The sequence below is a fragment of the Paraconexibacter algicola genome (genome assembly GCF_003044185.1).
Classification (GTDB): domain Bacteria; phylum Actinomycetota; class Thermoleophilia; order Solirubrobacterales; family Solirubrobacteraceae; genus Paraconexibacter; species Paraconexibacter algicola.
The window spans coordinates 626,824-645,649 of record NZ_PYYB01000001.1; the positions used below are offsets into that span (position 1 = coordinate 626,824).

An 18,826-nucleotide genomic window follows, 5' to 3' on the forward strand; every position below is an offset into this window, starting at 1 on the left:
TCGCTAGCCCGCGGGCTCGCCGTCGAGCGCGGCGAGCGCCTGGGCGAGCTGCCCGCGGTCGGTGAGGTCGAGCTTGCGGTAGACGCTCGCCAGGTGGTTGTCGACCGTGCGGGTCGACACGCCGAGCGCGTCCGCGATCTCGCGGCTGCGCTCGCGGCGCGCGGCGCGCAGCGCGATCTCGTGCTCGCGCCGCGTGAGGAGCCGCGGCCGGTCCGCGGCGCCCGCCGCCCCGTCCAGGCCCGCGCGCAGGGCGGTCGCGCGCAGCAGGGCGCGCCGTGCGTCCTCGGCGCGACGCTGCGTCCCTTGCAGCTCGGCGAGCTGGACGGCGGCGTCGGCGGCGGCGAGCGGGATGCCGGTGTCCGCCAGCGCGCCGACGACGGTGGACAGCGCCTCCGCGTCCCGGCGGCGCAGCGCCGAGGCGTGCGCGGCGAACAGGGTCAGCAGCCCCGGGTCCGCCCGCCGGGCCGCGGCCTCGAGGTCGACGGCCACCGCGTCGGCGCCGCCGAGCCGGACCGCCTCGTAGCTCGTCAGCGCCCCGAGCAGCACCTGCTCGGCCGCGAGCCCGTCCGCTCCGGCCGCCGCCAGCAGCCGCACGGCGCCGGCACGGTCGCCGTCGTGCACGAGCAGCCAGGCGCGCGCCTGCGCGTGCTGGAGGGCCGCCTTCGGGTCGGCGAGCTCGTCGGGACCGATCGTGTCGAGCACCTCCCGCGCGGCCGTTGCCCGGCCGAGCTGCGCGAGCGCGGTCGCCCGGACCGCCCGCGCGACCGGCCGCAGCCCGACGAAGTCGCGCCACTCGAGCGCCCGGCTCGCCTCGAGCGCGCCGGTCGCCGCGACCCCCGCCCGACCGACGTGGAGGTCGAGCACCGCGGTCGCGTAGGACCACAGGCCCAGGGGCTCGTCATGGCGCTCGGCCACCCGGGCGACCTGCCGTCCGACGTGCGCGCGCGCCTCGTCCAGGCGCCCGCCCGCGACGAGCGCGAGGAACTGCGCGAGCTGGAGCAGGTCGCGGGCGTTGGGCAGCAGCTCGCCGTGCTCGGCGGCCAGCGGCAGCCCGGCACGGACGGCGCGCTCGCAGTCGGCGGAGCGCGCGCCCATCGCGCTGACGAGCGCGGTGAGCAGGTGCGCGTTCAGCTGCGCCGGCCCGCCCGCCCCGTCCTCCGGGGCGAGGTCCTCGACCTGCTCGCCGCGCATCATCCGCCACTTCGCGAGGTCGGCCTCCACGAATGCCGCCCAGTCGGCGTCGACGATGCGGTCGAGCGCCGCCCGGGCGACGGCGATCGCCCCCGCCGGGTCGCCCGCACGGAGGGCCAGGTGCAGCCCGTGGCGCTGTGCGGCGAGCGCCCGCTCCTCGTCGTCGCCCGCCAGCGCCGAGGCGTGCTCGAGGGCGGCGATCGCCCCGGGGTCCTCGAGGGCGGAGAGCGCCCCGGCGCGGACGCGCGCCGCCCGGAACGACCCCGGCTCGACGGCCAGGACGGCCTGCGCGATCCGCGCGGCCAGCGGATGGTCCAGGAGCGCGAACGCGCGCTCCGCCGCCCCGATCGCCGCGGCGGGCTCCGGGGTCTCGCCGACGTCGAGCAGCAGCGCGACCGCGCGCAGCCGGGCGTCCTCGTCCTCGCGCGCGAGGAGCATGCCCGCGGCGCGCCGGGCGGCGGTCGCCCACCGGTCCGTGGGGGTGGTCGCGCGCAGCGCCTCGTCGTAGAGCGGGTGCGCGAGCCGGATCTCGACGCCGTCCCCGGCGGGCTCGAGCAGCACGAGCCCGGCCTGCTGCAGCGCGGACGCGGTCCGCGCGTCGGCGCCGCGCGGGTCGAACGGCAGCGGCTGCCCGGCGGCGACGAGCTCGAGGAACGTCCGCGCCCCCCGGTCCAGCCCGGCGAAGCGCGCGACGACGAGCTCGAGCAGCCGTCGGCTCGGCACCAGGGAGCGCAGCGCCCATCCGCCGGGTCCCCGCGTCAGGCCGCCGGCCTGCTGCGCCCCGGCGACGAGCTCGTGCAGGAACAGCGGGTTGCCGCCGCTCTCCTCGTGCAGCGTCCGGGCCGCGGACGGGTCGACGGGTCCGCCGAGCACGGCGGCGACGAGCTCGCCGGCCTCCGCGAGGGTGAGCGGGCGGACCGGGTGCGGCTCCAGCCTGCCGTCCTCGACGAGCCGCTCGATCTCGGGCGGCAGCGACATCCCGTCCCGCGCGGTGAGCACGAGCCGCACGGCACCGCCGAGCGCGAGCTGCTGGACGGCCGCCGTCGACGCGGGGTCGAGGGCGGGGACGTCGTCGACGACCACGACGAGCCCGGGGCGCGCGGCGGCGCGGGCGTGCAGCGCCGTGAGCGCCGCGGACGCGCTGTCGGCGCGGATGTCGAGCGCGGCGAGCAGCGGCGCGAGCGCGCCGAGCGGGATCTGGCGCAGGCCGGGGCCGGCGTGCAGCTCGACGGCGTCCGGGTCGGCGCGGCGGGCGGCCGCGACCGCGAGGCGGCTCTTGCCGACGCCGGCCTCCCCGGTCAGGAGCAGGCCGGCGGGTCGGGCGTCGCGCAGGCGCGACGCGAGGCGCTCGATGTCGTCGTCGCGGCCGACGAACGGCCGGGTCCCCACGGTCATCGCCGCGGATCCTGCCGCATGCGGGGGTGCCCCCGTCGCACCAGCCCGGCGTCGCGCTCAGGCGCCAGCGATCGCGCGTAGCTCGCGCGGGCGCAGCAGGACCGCGAGCTCGCCGCGGGAGCCGTCCATCCGGACGACCGCGATGCCGCCCTTCTTCATGTCGATCCGGGCGCCGGTGAGGTCGTGCACGACCTGGCTGAAGTCGGGCTCGTGGCCGACGAGGAGGATCCGCTCGCCGTCGGAGGCGGCCTCCAGCAGGGCGAGCGCCTCGCCGGCGTCGAGGCCGACGAGGGCGTGGTGCACGACGGGGTCGCCGGGCAGCGCCGCGCAGGCCAGGGCGGCCGTGTCGTGCGCACGGACCTTCGGGCTCGTGAAGACGATGACGGGCGCGGCGTCCAGGGCGGCGATCGCCTGACCGGCGGCGCGCGCCTGGTCCTCGCCGCGGGCCGTCAGGCGCCGCTCGGCGTCGGCGCGTGTGCCGTGCGGCTCGGCCTCGCCGTGCCGCAGGAACCAGAGCTGTCGGGACATACGCCGCGAACGGTAGCCCGTCGGCGTCCCCGCGCGTGAAGGATCTGCGTCAGGGGCCGACGCTCACAGGTCGAGCTCGATCCGGTAGACGCCGGGCGCGTCGGGATCGGGCGCGGGCGGCGTGCGCGCGATCCGGGCGTCGACCGCGACCTCGAGGCGCCGGCGGGCGGCGTGCGCGGCGAGCGCCCCGGTCCGCGGCACGTCGACCCGGACGCGCTCGTATCCGTCGACGTCGGGGACCGGCACGTCGGCGAGGACGCCGCCGTCGACCCCGAGCAGCCGCAGGCGCCGCCCCTCGCAGCGGCCGACCTCGGTGCAGAGCAGCTCGAAGCGCAGCGCCTCCGCGGTCACGACCGGGAAGGCCGGGACGCTGGCGCCGTCGCCGACGTCGCTGACGAGCAGGCGCTCGCAGCCGCGCGGGATCCGGGCGACCCGGTCGTCGGGGTCGACCACGTCGACGCCGGTCCCGCAGGTGGAGTCCGGATCGCGGAAGCTGACGCGGTCGTCGCCCGGCCCACCACTGACGCGGTCGCCCAGTACGACGTCGCCGCCGCCCCGGCCGCTGACGACGTCGTCGCCGTCGAAGCCGCGCAGGTCGTTGGGCCCGTCGTCGCCGAGCAGGACGTCGTCGCCGTCGCCGCCGAGCGCGTCCTCGATCCGGTGCAGGCGGTCCTCGGTCCCGCGGCGGCCGCCGCGTCCACGGGCGAGGTCGACGCGCACCGCGGTCGGGCGCCCCTCGTAGGTGATCGTGTCGCGGCCCCGGCCCCCGTCGAGGAGGTCGCGGTCGATGCGTCCGTCACCGCCGTCGCCGTCGAGCGTGTCGTCGCCGGTGTCGCCGCGCACGCGGTCGGCCCCGGCGTCGCCGGCGAGCGTGTCGTCCCCACCGCCACCGGCGAGGCGGTCGTCACCGGGACCGCCGCGCAGGGTGTCGGCCGCGCGGCCGCCGAGCAGCGTGTCGCGCCCCTCGTCGCCCTGGGCGACGAGCGGGGTCCGCGTGGCGGTGATCCGGTCCTCGCCCGTGCCGCCGCGGACCTCGATCGCCAGGCCGAAGCGACCGGGCGCGTCCAGCCGGTCGTCGCGGTCGCCGAGCCGCACGGCGATCCCGTCCAGCGGCAGCCCGGCCGTGCAGCGCACACGGGAGCGCGCGGTCCGCGCGCAGTCGCGACCGGCGGCGACGGGACGGCGAGAGCCGCGGTCCTCGACCGTCACGCTGCCGTCGGCGGCCTCGCGGACGACGACGCGGTTGGCCTCGCCGGGCGCCGCGGTCACCCGCAGGGTCGCGACGACCTCGTCCTCGCGGTCGCCTTCGACGGTGCGGACGTCGACGCGGACGGTCGTGGCCTGGGCCGCGGCGGGCGCGAGGAGGGCGAGCAGCACGGGCAGCAGCCAGCAGCGGGCACGGAGCGTGGTCATGGTGGGACAACCGCGGTGGCCGTCGCGAGTTACGGCCCCCCTCCGCGGTGCGCTTGACGGGCACCGCGCACTTCGCATACTGTCGGGTATGTGAGCGCCCCGCCCGCCCCGAGCTCCCGCGCCGCGACGGCCGCCGCCACGCGCACGAAGCTCATCGACGCCGCGATCGAGCGGTTCGCCACCGACGGGCCCGACGCGAGCTTCGACCAGGTCGCCGCCGACGCCGGCGTCACCAAGGGCGCGCTCTACCACCACTTCGCCTCCAAGGACGGGCTGATCGAGGCCGTCTACCGCGAAACAATCCGGCGCCACAGCGAGCAGGTCATCGCGCGCTCCAGCGACGGCGACGGCCGCACCCGCCTGCTCGGCCTCGTCGACGAGAGCGCCCGGCTCTACGGCTCCCGGACCCCGTTCTACTCGCTGCTGACGCGCCTGCACCTCGAGGCCGGCACGTCGCGTCCCAACCTCGCCGCGATCGCGCGCCGCGTCCAGCAGCGCCAGCGCGAGTACATGATCGACTGCGTCCGCTCCGGCCAGGAGGACGGGTCGATCGACCCGTCGCTGGACGCGGTCGCGGTCGGCCTCACCGTCAACGCCGCGCTGCAGGGCTTCCTCGTGCAGCAACTCGAGGACCAGGCCACCCAGCTCGACTGGGTCACGCGGTTCCGCTCCCTCATGGAAGGCATGCTGTGATCGACTTCACGATCCCCGACGACGTCCAGGAGATCCTCGCGCGCATCGAGCGCTACATCGAGGAGGACGTGCTCCCCGCCGAGGCGGAGATCGCCGACCCCGACGACGTCCTCACGAGCTGGCACGTCGTCGAGCGCCTGCGCGACCGCGCACGCGAGCTCGGCATCTACACCCCGCACCTGCCCGTCGAGTGGGGCGGCCTCGGGCTCGGCGTCCTCGCGATGTCGCTCGTCTCGCAGGCCTGCGGCGTCTCCGGCCTCGCCTCGCTCGGCCTCAACGCCATGGCCCCCGACGAGGGCAACATGCACACGCTGCTGATCGCCGGCACCGACGAGCAGCTGGAGGAGTACCTGCGCCCGCTCGCCGAGGGCCGCACGCGCTCGTGCTTCGCGATGACCGAGCCCGACGTCGCCTCCTCCGACCCGACGAACCTCGAGACCACCGCCGTCCGCGACGGCGACGAGTGGGTCATCAACGGCCGCAAGTGGTGCATCACCGGCGCCGAGGGCGCCGCGTTCGCGATCGTCGTCGCGAAGACCGGCAGCTCCGAGCCCGCCACGCACCGCGACTACTCGCTGATCCTCGTGCCGTGCGACACGCCCGGCTGGGCGATCGAGCGCCACCCCGAGTGGATGGGCTCCCACTCCCCCGGCGGCCATCCGATCGTGACGCTCACCGACGTGCGCGTCCCCGCCGGCAACCTCCTCGGCGGCGAGGGCGAGGGCTTCGTCATCGCGCAGAAGCGCCTCGCCGGCGGCCGCCTCGCGCACGCGATGCGCTGGATCGGCGTCTCGCAGCGCGCGCTGGACATGACGAGCGAGCGGCTGCTGCAGCGCCGCTCCTTCGGCAAGGAGCTCGCGCGCCACCAGGGCCTGCAGTTCATGATCGCCGACTCCGCGATGGACCTCTACGCCTCCAAGCTCATGGTCCTGCACGCCGCCTGGAAGGTCGAGAACGGCCTCCCCTACCGGCAGGAGATCGCGATGACCAAGACGTTCGTCAGCGAGGCCTTCGGGCGGATCGTCGACCGCGCCGTGCAGATCCACGGGGCGGCGGGGATCGCGATGGACCTGCCCATCGCCCGCTGGTACCAGGACGCGCGCGCCGCGCGGATCTACGACGGCGCCAGCGAGGTCCACCGCATGACGATCGCCCGGGAGCTGCTGAAGCTCTCGATGCAGGGACAGTCCACCCGCCAGGCCACCGGAGACATCTTCTAAGCCATGCCGTCCATGGAACTCGCCCACGACGACGTCGTCGAGACACACGAGGAGGGCGCGGCGAACGACCGCGTGCCGCTGCTGGTGCTCTCGTCGCTGCGGACCTTCTTCGACGGCGCCGGCATCGGCACCGGTGAGCAGGAGATCGGGGTCACCCCCGTCGGCGACGGGCACTCCAACCACACGTTCATCCTCGACCGCGGCGCCGACTCCGTGATCCTGCGGCGCCCGCCGCGCGGCCCGCTGCCGCCGTCCGCGCACGACATGCTGCGCGAGGCGCGCGTCCTGCGCGCCGTCCAGACGACCCCGGTGAAGGCGCCCGCGGTGCTCGCCACGTGCGCCGACGAGGCGGTGATCGGCGCGCCGTTCTACGTCATGGAGAAGATGGACGGGCACGTCATCACCGACACGGTGCCCGACGTCCTCGACACGCCCGAGCAGCGGCGCGCCCTGTCCTTCGAGCTCGTCGACGCGCTCGTCGAGCTGCACGCCGTGGACTGGCGGGCCGCCGGTCTGGGCGAGGGGTTCGGCAAGCCCGCCGGCTACCTGGAGCGCCAGGTCAAGCGGTTCCTCGGTCTCTGGGAGCACAACCGGACCCGCGAGATCCCCGAGGTCGAGCGCGTCGGCGCCTGGCTGCGCGAGCACATGCCCGCCCAGACCGACTCGACGATCGTGCACGGCGACTTCCGCCTGGGCAACGTCATGTACGCGCCCGAGGCGCCCGCCCGGCTGGTCGCGATCTTCGACTGGGAGATGTCGACGATCGGCGACCCCCTCGCCGACCTCGGCTACCTGCAGATGATGTGGAGCGAGGCGACCGACCCCGACGGCGGGATGTTCGAGCTCAACCGCGTCACGCGCGCCGAGGGCTTCCCGACCCGCGCCGAGATGGTCGCCCGCTACGAGGAGCGCTCGGGCCGCTCGATGACCGACATCACCTGGTACACGACGCTCGCCCTCTGGAAGGCGATCGTGTTCATGGAGGGCAACTACAAGCGCGCCACCAGCGGCGCGTCCGACGACCCGTTCCTCAAGACGTTCGGCGACGGCGTGATCGAGCTCGCCCGCCGCGCCGAGGAGGTGTCCCGGGGTGGCGCGTAAGGGCCTCATCATGGACTGGGGCGGCGTCATGACGACGTCGCTGTTCGCCTCCTTCGCCGCGTTCGACCGGGCGAGCGGTCTGGCCGACGGCACGGTCAAGCAGGCGTTCCGCACCGACCCCGAGGCCCGCGCGGCGCTCGACGACCTGGAGTGCGGCCGGGCGACCGTCGCGCAGTTCGAGGAGCGCTTCGCGGCCGTCCTGGGCCTGGACTCCGGGGACGGCCTGGCGCTGCGGCTGTTCTCCGGCGTCGGCCCGGACGACGCGATGCTCGACGCGGTCGAGGCGTTCCGCGCCGCCGGCGTGCGGACGGGCCTGCTGTCGAACTCGTGGGCCGACGAGTCCTACGACCGTGGGCGCTTCGCCACGCTGTTCGACGTGCTCGTCATCAGCGGCGAGGAAGGCATGCGCAAGCCCGACCCGCGGATCTACGAGCTGGCGGTCGAGCGGATGGGACTGGCCGCGCAGGAGCTCGTGTTCGTCGACGACATCGGGGGCAACCTGAAGGTGCCGCGGGCGATGGGCATCCACACGGTCCTGCACGTCGACGCCGCCACGACGCTCGCCGAGCTGCAGGACGTGCTCGGCGTGCAGCTGCCCGCCGCCGCGTAGCGCGCGCTCAGCGCCGCGTCGCCCGGTCGGCGCGCACCGCGCCGACCAGGTCGCCCGGGAGCGTGCCGAACGCGGTGGCCGCCCACGGCGTCTCCTGCTCGAGGTACGCGCGACCGCGGTCCTCGAGCACGTCCGGGCGACGGCCGGCGGCGACGTCCTTCGCGCACGCGGAGCAGACCGGCATGCGCGGCGCGCCGCCCCAGCGGGCCTGGGTCGTGCTGCGCCCGTGCGTGGGGTTGAGGCCGCACGGGGCCGGCGCGGGGGTCGGCTCGGCACGCCCGGCGTCCAGCGCGGTCGCGGCGCCGAGCTGCGCCCGGGCGGCGTCCTCGAGCACCAGGGCGCCGACGAGGTCGACGTCACGGGCGTCCGGATCGCCGGCGATCGCGGCGGCGACGTCGCGGATCTCCAGGGCGCGCTGCCAGTGCTCGGCGGCCGCCCCGGACTCGGGGGTCGGGGTGCGGTCGAGCAGCCCGGCGAACGCGACGAGCTCGTCGTCGAGCGTGCGGCGCAGCTGCGCGTGCCGGGCGTTGCGCGCCGCGGCGAACACGTGCGCGGGCAGCACCGGCGCCCCGTCCGGGGCCGGGGTGGCGCGCCGTCGCGCGAGGAGCAGCGCGCCGACCCCACCCGCGAGCACGACGAGCGCGACGCCCAGCAGCACGAACGGGACGGTCCCGCCGCCGTCCCCGGTCTCGTCGCCCCGGGCCGGCGTCGTGCCGGAGTCCTCGGCCTCGGAGCTGAGCTTGTCGCGGGCGCGCTGGGCGCGCGCGAGGACGTCGGGGTCGTCGAGCGCGTCGAGGAACCGCTCGATCGTGATGGCGACCGGCTCGCGGTACTCGCCCTCGAGGCTCGCGACCGTCGAGGCCGCGTAGGTGCGCGCGTCCTCGACGTCGGCGGGCTCGACCGTGAGCGACGAGTTGTCGGCCGCGACGAGGGTCGCGTCGGTGTCGAGCCGTCGGCGCAGGACCTCCAGGAGCTTGCGCGGCTCGCCGTCGACCGCGTCCCCGGGCACGAGCGGGATCACGACGACGAGCACGGGCGGGCGCCGGCCGCGGAGCTTGCGCAGGATCGTGCGGCGCTCCGTCGCGTCGAGGGACGAGCGGACCGCGTCGTCGACGTACAGCGGCGCGTCACGCAGGGCGTTCGCGGCGGTGTCGACGTCCTGGGCCTGCGCCGGGGTGGCGGTCCCGAGCGCCGGGAGGACGAGCGCGAGGGCGGCGATCAGCGCGCCGAGGCGACGGCTCACGACCGGCCCTTCCGCCCGCGGCCCGCACCGGCGGCCGGACGCCGCACCGGCCTGGGACGCCGCACCACCCACCAGGCGGCGCCGAGCAGCGCGCCGCTTCCCCAGAGGATCACCATGACCTCCCATCCTGCCCCATCGCCGTCCTCCTCCTCGTCGTCGGGCAGCAGCGAGAAGACCGGGTCGACCGGGCCGTCCGGTCGCGACAGGCCGAACGTCTCCCCGCGCGGCGCGGCCGCGACCTGCTGGATCACCCGGTCCAGCCGGACGCGGAGCTGGTCGAGGCTCTCGCGCGACGACGGGCCGTAGCGCAGGTCGAAGTCCAGCTCGACGTCGCGGTCGACCCGCGAGGGCAGGACGTCCACGACGCCGCGCTGGCTGACGAGGACCAGCACGGTCGGCTCCGGCCCCAGCCGGTCGGCGAGCCCGTAGAGGACGCGTTCCGCGTCGCCGCCGGACTCGTCCTCGTTGAGCAGCGGCAGCACCGCGACGAGCAGCCGGAACGGCGGATCGAGCTGCGCGATCCGCTCCCGGGTGGCGCGGGCGAGCGCGGGCGGGAACGCGTCCTGCATGTCGATCGACACGAAGACCGGATCGGTGCGCAGCGCCTGCGCGACCGTGTCCAGGCGCCCGGAGGCGCTCGCGGGCGCGGGCCCCGTCCCGAGGAGCACGGTCGCGGCGGCGAGCAGCAGCAGGACGGCGCGGCGCATCAGCGACCGTCCTGCGCGAGCGCGCGGCCGACGTCGGGATCCAGCGCGCCGAACCCGGTCCGCGCCCAGACGCTGCGCCGCTCCCAGTAGGGGCGGCCGTCGTGCAGCAGCGCCGACGGGGCACGGCGACCCGCGATGTCCCGGGCGCACGCGCGGCAGGCCGGGACGGCGACGGTCTCGCCGTCCTGCGACCAGCGGGACTCCGCCTTCGCCCGGCCGTGCCGGGGGTCGTAGAAGCAGCGCGGGTCGGCGTGCCCGCGGCGGAGCACGTCGAGCCCCATGCCCGCGAGCACGAGCGCCCCGAGGTCGTCGAGCTCGCCGTCGCGGTCGCGGTCCAGGGCGACGCTCGCGGCCGCCGCGAGCTCGAACGCCCGCTCGGGCGGACTCGTCGCGCGGTCCAGCGCGGTGGCGAGACGCTGCACCGCGAGCTCCGCCTCCGCGCGCGTCCCGGGATCGAGCGCCCGGCCGCGCGCGGTCGCCCGGGGCGGCGCCCCGGGTCCGTGGCGCAGCAGCGTGCGGCGCGTCACGACCGCGGCCACCGGCAGCCCGAGGATGCCGCCGAGGATCCACCAGACGCCGCTGCCGCCGCCCTCGTCCTCCTCCGCGCGGTCGTCCTCGAACGGCGGACCACCCTCGTTCGGGGGGATCTGGCGGCGCTCCGCGCGCGGCAGCCGCGGCTCGCCGCGCATCAGCCCGAGCACGTAGAGGACCTCGCGGGCGGGCCGGATATCCTCGGGCAGGTCGAAGAAGGCGGCGAGCGTGGCGTCGCGGCCGTCCAGCCGCGGCCGGACCCCGAACGCGTCCGCCTCCGGCGAGGTGCCCTTGCCGACGACGTACAGGCCGTCGCGGCCGAGCGCGTCGCGCAGCTGGGCGGCCCAGCCGTCGGAGGGCTGCTGGATCGCGGTCGGGCCCGGCGGGGTGATCCCGGGCGCGAGCACGACGTAGGTCGGGAACGGCATCCGCGCGACCGCCCGCCGCAGGGCGGCGACCTCCTGCGGGCTGACGATCCGCGAGAACGAGTCGCTGACGAACACCGGGTCGCGGCGCAGCTCGCGCGCGACGAGGTCGACCCGGTCCGGGTCGGCCGCCAGGGCGGTCGCGGACGGGCCGACGGCGAGCAGCGCCGTCAGGACGGCGAGGACGAGCTGAACCGGCCGGCTCACCGCGCGAGCCGCTCCCCGGCCGCGCAGGCGGCGCGCAGCTGCTCGAGGCGGCGCAGCCGGGTGTCCGGGCGCTTGGCGTTGCCGATCCAGAAGACCATCTGCCGTCGATACCCCGCCGGGCAGGCATCCCAAAACTCCGCGGCCCGCGGATCCTCCCGCAGGCGCGCCTCGTCGGCCTCCGGCAGCCGGTCGGGGGTCGCGGCGATCGAGTACCCGGGGTCGTCGGGGTCGCGGGCGGCGAACGCGGCGCGGCCCGCGTCGGTCATCCGTCCCTGCGCCTCGAGCTCGGCGACGAGCCGGACGTTCACCGCGCTCCACCGCGAGCCCGGCCGGCGCGGCGTGAAGCGGACGGTGTGGCGCTCGTCGTCGATGCGGTTCAGCCGCCCGTCGATCCAGCCGAAGCACAGCGCCTCCCGGACGCTCTGCTCCCAGCTGAGCACCTGGCGGCCCGTGTGCGCCTTCCAGTAGCCGACCTGCACCTCGGTCGCGGTCGCGTGGTGCGCCGCGAGCCACGTGCGCCACGCGGCGGGACCGTCGAAGAAGACCGGCTCGCCGCTCACGCACCGGCCGCCCGGTCGTCGATCCGCGCCCGCAGCTCCTCCCCGCGGCCGGCCGCGACGGCGCGGCGCGCCCGGGCGGGGTCGAGCGTCACGCCGCGGGCGGCGGCGTGCTCGAGCAGCAGCTGCTGCTCCTCGCTCTGGCGGGCGGTGCGCAGGAACAGGACGGCGAACAGGCAGATCGTCAGGATCGACTCCTCGACCATCATGACGGTCCCGGCCGTCACCTGGTCGGCCTCCCGGGAGAGGTCGAAGACGCCGGGCGTGTAGCCGTCGTAGAACGCGCCGCCGCCGAACAGGAAGACGTTCGCGAGGACGGCGCCGACCATCCGCACCATCAGGACGTAGCCGAGCGCCCACGCGTTCGTGAACCAGGTCGGGCGCGGCAGCGGACCGAACAGCGGCATCCACACCGCGGCCCCGAGCGAGACGAACGTCAGGTGCTGGACGGCGTGCACGACCTCGCTGTCGAGCGCCGCCTCGTGCACGACCGGGACGTGCCACAGCGCGAGGTTCGCCGCCCACAGCACGACCGCGACGACGGGATGCGTGACGATCCGCAGGCGGTCGAACGCCCGGATCCGCAGGACGGGCGCCAGCAGCGGCCCGGTGAGGCCGAGGACGAGCAGCAGCGCCCCGAGGTCGGCCATCAGGAGGTGCTCGGCCATGTGCGCCCAGAACACCTCGTCGGCCATGTGGCCGAGCGGCGAGGTGAGCGCGACGGCGATGAGGCCGAGGCCGCCGAGGAAGCACCCCTGCCGCCAGCCGGGGACCGCGCGCGGCGTGCCCGCCAGGGTGGCGCAGCGGCGCAGGTACAGGACCGCGACGACGAGCTGCGGGAGCAGCTGCAGCGGGGCGAGCTGGACCCCTCCGACGTGGGCGAGGACGGCGGTCACGGGACCGCGAGCCTACGGGGCGGGCGGGGTCCCGCTCGCCGGCGCGGGGACGGCGGGCGCGGGCGTGGCCGCGGGCGCCGCGGTGCGCGGGGGCGCGACGAGGTCGATCACCGTGCCGACGGCGTCCGCGGTCGGCCGCCCGAGGATCGGCAGCGGCCGGACGATGTCGTCGACCACCTCGCCGAGGCCGCGCACGATGTCGGCGACCGGCCGCGGCCGCGGGGTCGGGGTGGCGACGGGCTGCGGGGTCGCGGTCGGCTGCTGCGGGGTGGCGGTCGGGGTCGGCGCGGGCGTGCCGGACCCGCCGCCGCCCGGGTCGCCGGTCCCGCCGCCGCCGTCGCCGTCGCCGGGGTCTGCGGTGGGCGCGCGCCCGTCCTCCCCGTCGGTCCCGGCGGCGGGTCCGCGGCCGCCGCGCTCGCGGTCCGCCGTGGTGGTGGCGGTGGTGCCGGCACCCCGGGTGCGGGCGGGCGTCGCACGCGGCACGGCGGGGACCGCGGACGGCGACGTCGCGGTGCCCGAGCCGAGCGCGATGACGACCGGGTCCTCGCCGGGGAGGGTCGGTCCGCCGACGAGCTGGCCGAGGCCGCCGAGGCCGCCTCCGCCGACGCCGGCGGCGACCGCGACCGCGACGAGCAGGCCCACGGGGACGAGCGCCGCCGCACCGGCGGTGCTCAGGATGGTGCGCAGCAGTGTCCCTCGACGACCCATCGCTCCCCACCGTAGTCGGTCGACGCCCGGCGGGCGAGCGCGTTCCGGCGTACGATCGCTCGCGCATGCGGCGTCTGTCGATCGCGCGGTCCCTCCAGCTGGCCCTCCTCGGGCTCACCGTCGCGCTGACCGCGATCGCCGCGCTCGGGGTCGGCGCCCTCTACCAGTCGCGCCAGGACTACGAGGACCGGCTCGCCGAGGGCCTGCAGCTGCAGGCCAGCGCGGGCCGGCTGCTGGCCGCCGGGGTCGTCGAGGAGGCGACGCTGCGGCTGCGCCGCGGTCCGGACGGGCTCACCGAGCGCCGCCGCGCCCGCGCCGCGTACCGCGCGGCGAACCGCGAGGCGCTCGCGCTCGCGCAGGGCGACGCGGCGAGGCGATCACCGCCGCGGCCGCCGGCCAGCAGCTCCTGCGCCTGCGCCCGACCTCGGCGACCGCGCCGCTGGCCGCCCGCGAGCCGCTGGCCCGGCTCAGCCGCCGTCAGACGCAGCGGATCGCGGACGCCCGCGACGAGGCGCAGAGCGAGACACGCCGGGCCGTGATCGCGATCGTCAGCGGCGGCGGTCTGGCGTTCCTCGTGGCGCTCGTGCTGATCGCCGCGCTGGTCGCCGCCGTGCGCCGCCCGCTGGACGACCTCGTCGGCGCGAGCGCCCGGCTGGCCGGCGGCGAGGACGACGCGCGCGTGCGCGAGGACGGCCCGGACGAGCTGCGGCTGCTGGCCCGCTCGTTCAACCAGATGGCCGGGGACGTGCAGGACGCGGCGACGCGGCTGCGGCGCGAGCGCGACCGCCTCGACGTCACCGTCCGCAGCCTCGGCGACGCGCTCGTGCAGACCGACGCCGACGGCCGCGTGGTGAGCGCCAACCCGCGCGCGGGCGAGCTCGTCCCCGAGCTGGCGGTCGGCACCGTCCTCGACGCGGCGAGCGCGCCCGCCGAGCTCGCGCAGGCGCTCGAGGGCGAGGTCGTCGTCGAGCAGGACGAGACCCGCACGCTCGCGATCACCGCGGCGCGGCTGCCCGAGCAGGGCGGGGTCGTCTGGACGATCCGCGACGTGTCCGAGCGCGCCCGGCTGGAGCGGCTGAAGAGCGAGTTCGTGGCGACCGCGTCGCACGAGCTGCGCAGCCCGCTCACGTCGATCAAGGGCTTCGTCGAGCTGCTCGCCTCCGGCGAGGACCTGCAGCCGCGCCAGCGGGAGTTCCTCGACATCGTCCTCGTGTCGACGAACCGGCTCGTCGACCTCGTCAACGACCTGCTCGACGTCGCCCGGGTCGAGGCCGGCCGGCTGGAGATCCACCGGCGTCCGACCGCGCTGCACGAGGTCGTGCAGGAGGTGACGACGCTGTTCGGTCCGCGGCTGGCGACGAAGCGCCAGCGCCTGTCGGTCGACGTCCCCGAGGACCTGCCGCGCGCGCACGCCGACCCGGCCCGCGTCCGGCAGATCCTCACGAACCTCCTCACCAACGCGCACCTGTACACGCAGGAGGGCGGCGCGATCTCGATCACGGGGCGCGCCGACGGGCGCTCCGCGGTGCGGTTCGACGTGGCCGACGACGGGCGCGGCATGAGCCGCGAGGAGATCGCCACCGTGTTCGACCGCTTCGTGCGCGTCGGCGGCGAGGGCGACCGCACGACCGGCTCCGGGCTCGGCCTGTCGATCGTCAAGTCGCTCGTCGACCTGCACGAGGGCCGGGTCGACGTCGAGAGCGCTCCCGGCGTCGGGACGACGTTCTCGGTGCGGCTGCCGGTGAGCAGCGCGGTCGGCACGGCGGGCGCGGCGCGCGACGCGCTGCGCGGCAAGCGGGTGCTCGTCGTCGACGACGAGGAGGACGTGGCGCGCCTGGTCGCCGAGCGGCTGGTGGACTTCGGCGTCCAGACCGAGATCGCCCGTGACGGCGCCGGCGCGCTGGAGCGCCTGCGCGCGGAGCGGTTCGACGCGGTGACGCTCGACATCCTGATGCCGGGCATGAGCGGGTTCGAGGTGATGCGCGCGCTGCGCGCCGACCCGGACCTCGCGCGGCTCCCGGTGGTCGTGGTGTCGGTCTTCTCGGGCCGCGAGGCGCTCTCGGGCGAGTGGGTGGTCAGCAAGCCGATCGACCCGGGCGAGCTCGCCGACGCGCTCGGGGCCGCGGTGCTCGCCGACCGGGTGCGCGTGCTCGCGGTCGGGCGCCCGGAGATCCGCGACGAGCTCGACCGCGGCCTCACCGCGCTGGGGATCGAGCACGAGTGGGCGACCTCGCCGCAGGAGGCGACCGCGCGGTGCGCCCAGCGCTACTACGAGGTGGCGCTGGTGGACGCCGGACTGCCCGACGCCGCGCAGGTGATCGCCGGCCTGGACCTGCGCGGGCGGCGGCTGCGCCGCTCGGTCGTGGTGTTCGGCAGCGCCGACGACGAGATCTCCGGGTACGCGCGCCTGGACGCGGAGCCGGTGCCGATCAGCGACGCGGGCGCGGTGGTGCTCGGGCTGCTCGATGCACCGGTCGGCAGCCGCGCGCAGGACGGATAGGCTCACAGCGGGATGGACGACACCCTCGACGAGCTCGCGACGCTGCGCCACCAGCTCCAGACGCACGAGCGGCTGGCGGCGGACAAGGAGCGCCAGCTGGAGCGCTACGCCGCCGACCTGCGCGAGACGTTCAAGCAGGAGCGTGCCCGCACCGAGCAGCTGCGTGCCTCCTACATGGCGACCGTGCGGGCGCTCGCCAACGCGGTCGAGCGCCGTGACGCGTACACGGGCAAGCACGCGGAGCGCGTCGCCGCCTACGGGCTGGAGTTCGCGCGCGCGGCGGGGCTGAAGCTCGCGGAGGACCCGGAGATCGAGTTCGGCTTCCTCCTGCACGACGTCGGGAAGGTCGGGGTGCCGGACGCGATCCTGTTCAAGCCCGCGCCGCTGGACGACGCCGAGCGGCGGCTGATGGAGCGCCACCCGGTGATCGGCGACGAGATCCTGCGGGAGATCGACTTCCTCGGCGTCGCGAAGGAGGTCGTGCGCTCCCACCACGAGCGCTGGGACGGCACCGGCTACCCGGACGGGCTGGCCGGGGAGGCGATCCCGCCCGCCGCACGCATCTTCGCGGTCGCGGACACGCTCGACGCGCTGACGACGGCGCGTCCGTACCGGCCGGGGCGCAGCTTCGCGGTCGCGCGCGAGATCATCGTGGCGGGCTCGGGCACGCAGTTCGACCCGGCCGCGGTCGAGGCGTACGGCCAGGTGTCCGACGAGCGGCTGCGCGAGATCCACGACGAGCTGAGCTGATCGCCCCGTGCCGAAGACCGTCCTGATCGTCGACGACGACCCGTTCATCCGCAAGCTCATCGCGACGACGCTCGAGGACGTGGCGGGCTTCGAGCTGCACGAGGCCGCCGACGGCGAGGAGGCACTCGAGGTCGCGGACGCCACCACCCCGTCGATCGTGTTCCTCGACATCGACATGCCGCGACGCGACGGCATCAGCACGTGCGCGGAGCTGCGTCGCCGTCCGGCGGGCGCCGACGCGACGATCGTCATGCTGACCGCCGCCGCAGGCTCCGAGTACGAGGCGGGCTCGCGTGCGGCGGGCGCCGACCTCTTCCTCACCAAGCCGTTCAGCCCGCTCGACCTGCTGCGCCTCGTCGACGAGCTCGGCGCCTCCTAGCCACCGGCGCCGGCCGACTGCCGCGCGCCACGATCAGATCCTCTGCACCTCAGCTCATCGCAATGGTGAGCTGACGCGCACTCGGCGTCGACGACGCGCCCGCGGAGCGAAGGCTCTGCTGACACGGCGCGGCCGCCTGCGCGCGCGGTCAGCTGCACCACGCACCCGCGCAGCGGAAGGGGGCTTGCGCGCAAGCCCCCTTCGCGCCGGACGCCTAGTCGCGCTTGCCGCGCCCGTAGAGGAGGTTGAACGTCTTGCCCAGGAGCTTCGTGACGCGGGAGTTGTACGGGTACATGTACAGCTCCTTCTTCATCGCGAAGCGGGTGACGACGATCGCCTGCTGCTGGCAGTACTTGCGGATGCCGCCGGCGCCGTGCCGGGTGCCGAGGCCCGACGCCTTCGCGCCGCCCATCGGCAGCTCCAGCGCCGTGTAGTTGACGAGCGAGTCGTTGATGCAGACGGCACCGGACTCGAGGCGGCGGCCGACGGCCTCCGCGCGGTGCACGTCCTTGCCGTAGACCGAGGCGCCGAGGCCGTACGGGGAGTCGTTGGCCAGGCGGATCGCCTCCTCCGCGTCGGAGACCTTCATGATCGGCAGCGTCGGGCCGAACGTCTCCTCGGTCATGCACTCCATCGTGTGGTCGACGTCGACCAGGACCGTCGGCTCGAACCAGTAGCCGGCACCGGAGCCGCGCTTGCCGCCGACGAGCACCTTCGCGCCCTTGGCCTTCGCGTCCTCGACGTGCCGCTCGACGATGTCGACCTGCGGCGGGAAGGTCATCGAGCCGACGTCCGCCGTGCCCATCTCCCCGGAGCCCTGGCGCAGTGCGCGGGCCTTCTCGGTCACCTTCGCGACGAACGCGTCGTAGACGGGCTCCTCGACGTACACGCGCTCGACCGAGATGCAGGTCTGGCCGCCGTTGAACATGCCCCAGTAGATCGCGCTGTTGGCGGCCCGCTCGAGGTCGGCGTCGGCGAGGACGATCAGCGGGTCCTTGCCGCCGAGCTCCAGCGAGACCGGCGTCAGCGTCTCGGCCGCGCGCTGCATGACCTTCTTGCCGGTGGCGGTCGAGCCGGTGAACATGATCATGTCGACCTCGTCGGTCAGCGCGGCGCCGGTGCCGCCACGGCCGGTGGCGACCTGGAAGACGTGCTCGGGGACACCGCACTCGCGCAGCCCCTCGAGGAGCTTCAGCGACGTCAGCGGCGTGACCTCGGACGGCTTGAGGATGACCGCGTTGCCGGCGGCCAGCGCCGGGATGCAGTCGCCGAAGGAGTTCGTCAGCGGGTAGTTCCACGGGCCGATCACGCCGACGAGGCCGAGCGGCTTGTAGCGCGTGATGAGCTTCTTGCCCTTCACCAGGACGTTCGCGGACTTGACCTTCTCGTCGGCCAGGTAGACCGGGGCGTTGTCGGCCCAGAAGCCGAACGCGGCCGCGCCGTAGGAGATCTCGGCGAGCTGCGCGTCCTCGTAGGTCTTGCCGGTCTCCGAGCGGATGACCGCGATGATCTCGTCGCGGTTGTCCAGGACCCACTTCTGCATCCGCTTGAGGATGCGCCCGCGGCCCTCGAAGCCGAGCGCCTCCCACGCGGGCTGGACGGCGCGGGCCTTGCGCGCCATCTCCTTGACCTCGTCCGCCCCCATGTCGGGGACGTGCGCGATGACCTGGCCGGTCGCCGGGTTCTCGACCGGGATCTGCGACCCCTCGGGCGCGCTCCCGTTCGTCTCGACGACCTGCTCCTCGACGCTCGCCATCAGCCTCTCCCTCTCC

At 75.8% G+C, this 18,826-nt stretch carries 18 protein-coding genes; 8 read left to right on the forward strand and 10 right to left on the reverse strand.

What is annotated here, in order from left to right:
- Positions 1–3 precede the first annotated feature (3 nt).
- From C7Y72_RS02935 to C7Y72_RS23040, 3 genes are all read right to left on the reverse strand, one after another.
- Entirely contained in the window at positions 4–2,586 is a 2,583-nt protein-coding gene (locus tag C7Y72_RS02935; protein WP_107567115.1) for an AAA family ATPase, read from the reverse strand.
- Between the two features lie 57 nt (positions 2,587–2,643).
- Positions 2,644–3,114, reverse strand: coding sequence for a SixA phosphatase family protein (locus tag C7Y72_RS02940; RefSeq protein ID WP_107567116.1), 471 nt, complete (start codon positions 3,112–3,114; stop codon positions 2,644–2,646).
- A gap of 63 nt (positions 3,115–3,177) precedes the next feature.
- Complete coding sequence (locus C7Y72_RS23040) at positions 3,178–4,527, reverse strand: hypothetical protein (RefSeq protein ID WP_107567117.1); 1,350 nt, start codon at positions 4,525–4,527, stop codon at positions 3,178–3,180.
- Positions 4,528–4,617: 90 nt separating this feature from the next.
- On the opposite strand from C7Y72_RS23040, the gene C7Y72_RS02950 reads away from it, so the two are divergent.
- Genes C7Y72_RS02950 through C7Y72_RS02970 form a run of 4 tightly spaced genes read left to right on the forward strand, consistent with a single transcriptional unit; the run spans position 4,618 to position 8,151 of the window.
- Positions 4,618–5,220, forward strand: a complete 603-nt coding sequence (locus C7Y72_RS02950) for a TetR/AcrR family transcriptional regulator (RefSeq protein WP_107567118.1) — start codon at positions 4,618–4,620, stop codon at positions 5,218–5,220.
- A complete protein-coding gene (locus C7Y72_RS23045) occupies positions 5,217–6,440 on the forward strand; it encodes an acyl-CoA dehydrogenase family protein (protein WP_158276602.1) in 1,224 nt (407 codons plus the stop codon). The genes C7Y72_RS02950 and C7Y72_RS23045 overlap by 4 nt, the downstream gene beginning before the upstream one ends.
- A gap of 3 nt (positions 6,441–6,443) precedes the next feature.
- Entirely contained in the window at positions 6,444–7,541 is a 1,098-nt protein-coding gene (locus tag C7Y72_RS02965) for a phosphotransferase family protein (RefSeq protein WP_233243696.1), read from the forward strand.
- A complete protein-coding gene (locus C7Y72_RS02970) occupies positions 7,531–8,151 on the forward strand; it encodes an HAD family hydrolase (protein ID WP_146175229.1) in 621 nt (206 codons plus the stop codon). Before C7Y72_RS02965 ends, C7Y72_RS02970 begins: the two co-directional genes overlap by 11 nt.
- A 7-nt stretch (positions 8,152–8,158) precedes the next feature.
- Here the strand turns inward: C7Y72_RS02970 and C7Y72_RS02975 are convergent, their stop codons facing one another.
- Genes C7Y72_RS02975 through C7Y72_RS03000 form a run of 6 tightly spaced genes read right to left on the reverse strand, consistent with a single transcriptional unit; the run spans position 8,159 to position 13,425 of the window.
- Positions 8,159–9,394: a hypothetical protein gene (locus C7Y72_RS02975; protein ID WP_146175230.1), complete on the reverse strand. Its 1,236-nt coding sequence runs from the start codon at positions 9,392–9,394 to the stop codon at positions 8,159–8,161.
- Positions 9,391–10,101: a hypothetical protein gene (locus tag C7Y72_RS02980; RefSeq protein ID WP_107567121.1), complete on the reverse strand. Its 711-nt coding sequence runs from the start codon at positions 10,099–10,101 to the stop codon at positions 9,391–9,393. Before C7Y72_RS02980 ends, C7Y72_RS02975 begins: the two co-directional genes overlap by 4 nt.
- On the reverse strand, positions 10,101–11,264 hold the full coding sequence (locus C7Y72_RS02985) for a hypothetical protein (RefSeq protein WP_107567122.1): 1,164 nt from the start codon (positions 11,262–11,264) through the stop codon (positions 10,101–10,103). The genes C7Y72_RS02980 and C7Y72_RS02985 overlap by 1 nt, the downstream gene beginning before the upstream one ends.
- Entirely contained in the window at positions 11,261–11,824 is a 564-nt protein-coding gene (locus C7Y72_RS02990; protein WP_107567123.1) for a YdeI/OmpD-associated family protein, read from the reverse strand. The genes C7Y72_RS02985 and C7Y72_RS02990 overlap by 4 nt, the downstream gene beginning before the upstream one ends.
- Positions 11,821–12,717, reverse strand: coding sequence for a cytochrome c oxidase assembly protein (locus C7Y72_RS02995; protein ID WP_107567124.1), 897 nt, complete (start codon positions 12,715–12,717; stop codon positions 11,821–11,823). The genes C7Y72_RS02990 and C7Y72_RS02995 overlap by 4 nt, the downstream gene beginning before the upstream one ends.
- A gap of 12 nt (positions 12,718–12,729) precedes the next feature.
- Positions 12,730–13,425 (reverse strand): hypothetical protein, encoded by a 696-nt coding sequence (locus C7Y72_RS03000; RefSeq protein WP_146175231.1) that lies wholly within the window; start codon positions 13,423–13,425, stop codon positions 12,730–12,732.
- Between the two features lie 65 nt (positions 13,426–13,490).
- On the opposite strand from C7Y72_RS03000, the gene C7Y72_RS23050 reads away from it, so the two are divergent.
- From C7Y72_RS23050 to C7Y72_RS03015, 4 genes are read left to right on the forward strand one after another with little or no spacing between them, the layout of a single operon-like run.
- Positions 13,491–13,964 (forward strand): hypothetical protein, encoded by a 474-nt coding sequence (locus C7Y72_RS23050; protein WP_158276603.1) that lies wholly within the window; start codon positions 13,491–13,493, stop codon positions 13,962–13,964.
- A complete protein-coding gene (locus C7Y72_RS03005) occupies positions 13,961–15,925 on the forward strand; it encodes an ATP-binding protein (RefSeq protein WP_158276604.1) in 1,965 nt (654 codons plus the stop codon). Before C7Y72_RS23050 ends, C7Y72_RS03005 begins: the two co-directional genes overlap by 4 nt.
- Before the next feature lie 12 nt (positions 15,926–15,937).
- Complete coding sequence (locus C7Y72_RS03010; protein WP_107567127.1) at positions 15,938–16,675, forward strand: HD-GYP domain-containing protein; 738 nt, start codon at positions 15,938–15,940, stop codon at positions 16,673–16,675.
- A 7-nt stretch (positions 16,676–16,682) separates the two neighbouring features.
- Positions 16,683–17,054, forward strand: coding sequence for a response regulator (locus C7Y72_RS03015; RefSeq protein WP_107567128.1), 372 nt, complete (start codon positions 16,683–16,685; stop codon positions 17,052–17,054).
- A gap of 214 nt (positions 17,055–17,268) precedes the next feature.
- Here the strand turns inward: C7Y72_RS03015 and C7Y72_RS03020 are convergent, their stop codons facing one another.
- Positions 17,269–18,810, reverse strand: a complete 1,542-nt coding sequence (locus tag C7Y72_RS03020; protein WP_107567129.1) for an aldehyde dehydrogenase family protein — start codon at positions 18,808–18,810, stop codon at positions 17,269–17,271.
- Positions 18,811–18,826 lie beyond the last annotated feature (16 nt).

What these genes read in the sequence shown, in the direction of transcription:
- C7Y72_RS02935 (WP_107567115.1), bottom strand. Translation starts at nt 2,586, where the DNA reads ATGACCGTGGGGACCCGGCCGTTCGTCGGCCGCGACGACGACATCGAG.
- C7Y72_RS02940 (WP_107567116.1), bottom strand. Translation starts at nt 3,114, where the DNA reads ATGTCCCGACAGCTCTGGTTCCTGCGGCACGGCGAGGCCGAGCCGCAC.
- C7Y72_RS23040 (WP_107567117.1), bottom strand. Translation starts at nt 4,527, where the DNA reads ATGACCACGCTCCGTGCCCGCTGCTGGCTGCTGCCCGTGCTGCTCGCC.
- C7Y72_RS02965 (WP_233243696.1), top strand. Translation starts at nt 6,444, where the DNA reads ATGCCGTCCATGGAACTCGCCCACGACGACGTCGTCGAGACACACGAG.
- C7Y72_RS02980 (WP_107567121.1), bottom strand. Translation starts at nt 10,101, where the DNA reads ATGCGCCGCGCCGTCCTGCTGCTGCTCGCCGCCGCGACCGTGCTCCTC.
- C7Y72_RS03000 (WP_146175231.1), bottom strand. Translation starts at nt 13,425, where the DNA reads ATGGGTCGTCGAGGGACACTGCTGCGCACCATCCTGAGCACCGCCGGT.
- C7Y72_RS23050 (WP_158276603.1), top strand. Translation starts at nt 13,491, where the DNA reads ATGCGGCGTCTGTCGATCGCGCGGTCCCTCCAGCTGGCCCTCCTCGGG.
- C7Y72_RS03010 (WP_107567127.1), top strand. Translation starts at nt 15,938, where the DNA reads ATGGACGACACCCTCGACGAGCTCGCGACGCTGCGCCACCAGCTCCAG.
- C7Y72_RS03020 (WP_107567129.1), bottom strand. Translation starts at nt 18,810, where the DNA reads ATGGCGAGCGTCGAGGAGCAGGTCGTCGAGACGAACGGGAGCGCGCCC.